At 66.6% G+C, this 2,640-nt stretch carries 3 protein-coding genes and 1 pseudogene; 3 read left to right on the plus strand and 1 reads right to left on the minus strand.

The features are described 5' to 3' along the window. Positions 1–831, plus strand: an 831-nt coding sequence (locus tag EOA38_RS33070) for a cytochrome c-type biogenesis CcmF C-terminal domain-containing protein (protein ID WP_281060139.1), incomplete at its 5' end; no start/stop codon positions are given. Beyond that, on the plus strand, positions 828–1,292 hold the full coding sequence (locus EOA38_RS33075; RefSeq protein ID WP_126094981.1) for a cytochrome c-type biogenesis protein: 465 nt from the start codon (positions 828–830) through the stop codon (positions 1,290–1,292). The genes EOA38_RS33070 and EOA38_RS33075, both read left to right, overlap by 4 nt. Before the next feature lie 84 nt (positions 1,293–1,376). Here EOA38_RS33075 and EOA38_RS33080 read toward each other — a convergent pair. Beyond that, a pseudogene (locus EOA38_RS33080) lies at positions 1,377–1,523 on the minus strand (CopG family transcriptional regulator); the annotation flags it as partial. A gap of 191 nt (positions 1,524–1,714) precedes the next feature. On the opposite strand from EOA38_RS33080, the gene EOA38_RS33085 reads away from it, so the two are divergent. Beyond that, positions 1,715–2,640, plus strand: a 926-nt coding sequence (locus EOA38_RS33085) for a trypsin-like peptidase domain-containing protein (RefSeq protein ID WP_127301210.1), incomplete at its 3' end; no start/stop codon positions are given.

Raw genomic sequence — 2,640 nt, forward strand, 5'->3', positions numbered from 1 at the left:
CCCTTCTTCGACCTGACCTTCGGCCCGCTGATGCTGCCGCTGCTGGCGATCGTGCCTTTCGGTCCGCTGCTTGCCTGGAAGCGCGGCGACGTGCTCGCCGCTTCCCAGCGCCTGATGGCCGCCTTCGCGCTGGCGATTGCCGCGATGCTGGTCACCGGCCTGTTCATCGACGGCGGCTCGGTCTTCGCCGCGCTCGGCGTCGGCCTCGCCGTCTGGCTGGTCGCCGGCGCGCTGACCGACCTTGCCGTCAAGTCCGGCGTCGGCTCGGTGACGCCGGCCGTCATTCTGAGGCGCTTCGCCGGCCTGCCGCGCTCGGTCTTCGGCACGGCCCTTGCCCATCTCGGGCTGGGGCTCACCTTGCTCGGCATCGTCGGCACCTTGTCCTTCGGCACCGAGAAGATCCTCACCATGCGCGCCGGCGAGACGGTGGACCTCTCCGGCCACACGCTGCGCTTCGAAGGGCTGTTCCCTCGAAAAGGCCCGAACTTCACCGAGGACCGCGGCCGCTTCCTGCTGATCTCAAATGGCAATGCCGACGGCGAGATCACGTCGGCAAAACGCTTCTATCCGGCGCGGCAGACCGTGACGACCGAGTCCGGCATCCGGACGCTGGGCCTCAGCCAGCTCTATCTGTCGCTCGGCGACGAGGGCAAGGACGGTTCCGTCGTCGTGCGCCTGTGGTGGAAACCGCTGGTGACGCTGATCTGGGGCGGCGGTCTGGTGATGATGGCTGGCGCCGCCATGTCGCTGCTCGACCGCCGCCTGCGGGTCGGCGCGCCCGCGAGGCGCCGCAAGCCGGCTGCCGCCGCAGCATCCGCGAGCGCGACATGAAAGCGAAGTTTTCGCTTGGCCTCCTGCTCCTCCTGCTGGCCCTGGTCTTCGCCGGCACGGCGCAGGCGGTGAGGCCCGACGAGGTGCTGGCCGATCCGGCGCTGGAGGCGAGGGCGCGCGCGCTGTCCGAAGGCCTGCGCTGCATGGTCTGCCAGAATCAGTCGATCGACGAATCCGACGCCGACCTAGCGCGCGACCTGCGCATCCTCGTGCGCCAGCGCCTTGTCGCCGGCGACACCGACCAGCAGGTGATGGACTACATCGTTTCGCGCTATGGCGAGTTCGTATTGTTGAAGCCGCGCTTCAGCCTGCGCAACGCGCTTTTGTGGGGCACGCCGGTGCTTCTGCTTCTGGCCGGCGGCATCTTCATCGTGATGAGCGCCCGCTCGCGCCGGCCAGCGCCGGACGGCGCTCTGAGCGCGGAGGAACAGGCGGCGCTGGACAAGCTGCTGCGCGACTGACGCACGAATTGCGGACCTCGGAGGTTGGCCGAGACTCCTGTGCCGTCGCGAGTGCTTCCGCCTAGCCTCCGAGCGCGGCATACCTCACACCTTGCCTGTGCGCTCAGCGTCCACGGCCTCGATCACCGCGTCGATTTCCGCCATCGCAGCTTCGTGAGGCACCACACGGCCCGCCTTTGCATCGGCTATCCCGCGCTTGATGCCTTCGATCATCTTGGCCTCCCAATCGACTGAGACTCGAATTCGGTTGGTATGGCCCGTGGTCATTTTTGAACCTCGTGATCCCAACGCATCCCTGCCGATCGCCAACATTACAAAATCTTCATGTACCGGAAATGGCGCCGTAATGTGCGCCGCTCTAATCCTCTTGCCCGAGGATGCTTCGCCTGAGGGCATCCCTTCGAAAGAGGATACGAAAACCCATGAATATTGCCCCCAATTCATACTCCAGCACCGGCAAGCGCCTGATGGCGGCCGTCGCGTCCCTGGCTGTCGTCGGTGCGGTCGGCGTGGGCGCGCTTGCCACCGGCACCGCCCCCGTGCTGGCCGATGCGGTGCGCGTCGAGGCCCCGCAGGTTCCGAGCTTCGCCGATGTCGTCGAGCACGTCTCGCCGGCGGTCGTCAGCGTCAAGGTCAAGGCCAAGATCCAGCCGACCGCCGATGACGGTTCCGACAATCAGGACGGCTTCGACAACCTGCCCGACAATCCGCAGCTGCGCCGCTTCTTCAAGGAGTTCCGCGGCTTCGGCGACCAGGGCGGCCAGCAGTTCGGCATGCGCCCGTTCAACCATCGCAACCACGGCAATGGCGAGCCGCGTCCGGTCGCGCAAGGCTCGGGCTTCTTCATTTCCGAGGACGGCTACCTCGTCACCAACAACCACGTCGTTTCGGAAGGCTCGGACTTCACCGTCGTCACCAATGATGGCAAGGAACTCGACGCCAAGCTGATCGGCACCGATCCGCGCACCGATCTCGCCGTGCTGAAAGTCGATGGCGGCGGCAAGTTCACCTATGTCGACTTCGCCGACGACTCCAAGATCCGCATCGGCGACTGGGTGGTGGCCGTCGGCAATCCGTTCGGCCTCGGCGGCACCGTCACCGCCGGCATCGTCTCGGCCCGCGGCCGCGACATCGGCGCCGGCCCCTACGACGACTTCATCCAGATCGACGCCTCGGTCAACCGCGGCAATTCGGGCGGCCCGACCTTCAACCTCAACGGCCAGGTGATCGGCATCAACACCGCCATCTTCTCGCCGTCGGGCGGCAGCGTCGGCATCGCCTTCGACATTCCGGCCTCGACCGCCAAGCAGGTCTTCCACGACCTGCTTGGCGGTCGAGGCCGGAATGT

The organism is Mesorhizobium sp. M1E.F.Ca.ET.041.01.1.1, assembly GCF_003997355.1.
Classification (GTDB): domain Bacteria; phylum Pseudomonadota; class Alphaproteobacteria; order Rhizobiales; family Rhizobiaceae; genus Mesorhizobium.

Excerpts from the sequence above, each read along its gene's own strand:
- EOA38_RS33075 (WP_126094981.1), top strand. The coding sequence starts at position 828 with ATGAAAGCGAAGTTTTCGCTTGGCCTCCTGCTCCTCCTGCTGGCCCTG.